Source organism: Pseudomonas citronellolis, assembly GCF_029335315.1.
Classification (GTDB): Bacteria; Pseudomonadota; Gammaproteobacteria; order Pseudomonadales; family Pseudomonadaceae; genus Pseudomonas; species Pseudomonas citronellolis_A.
Genome location: NZ_JARJLT010000415.1, coordinates 1 through 344, shown reverse-complemented (window position 1 = coordinate 344; position 344 = coordinate 1). Strand labels below are relative to the sequence as shown.

The 344-nt window shown below is 57.6% G+C and carries 1 protein-coding gene; it reads right to left on the bottom strand.

Translation table 11 applies throughout. From position 1 onward, the window contains the following. Nucleotides 1–344: DUF637 domain-containing protein (locus P3W75_RS31500; RefSeq protein ID WP_276231254.1), on the bottom strand; the 344-nt coding region annotated here is incomplete at both ends.

Sequence of the window (344 nt, the reverse complement as noted above, 5' to 3'; positions counted from 1 at the left end):
GCGCCGGTCTTGAAGTCACTGCCGGTGGCTTCGGCCATCAGGCCACCCATCAGCGCATGCGCCATGATTTTCTGTGGGCTGCCGTCAGGGTATTTACCCAAGGCCCAGTCGCCGATCATGTTGAAACCAACAGCCATCCCGACATTGCCAGCCTGTGCGGCCATGGCACTACCTAGGTTGTCGCCGAAGCTCCCGCCAAACGCAGCTGTTTGCATACCCGCTTGAGCAAGACCTTGCAGGGCGTTGTAGGCAGTCATGCCGGCAATACCCTCCAGGGTCCCCAGCTTGAAACCTTTGGTGATTTTGTTGATGTCGTCGCTGGAAACGTTGAAGGCCTTATCCAA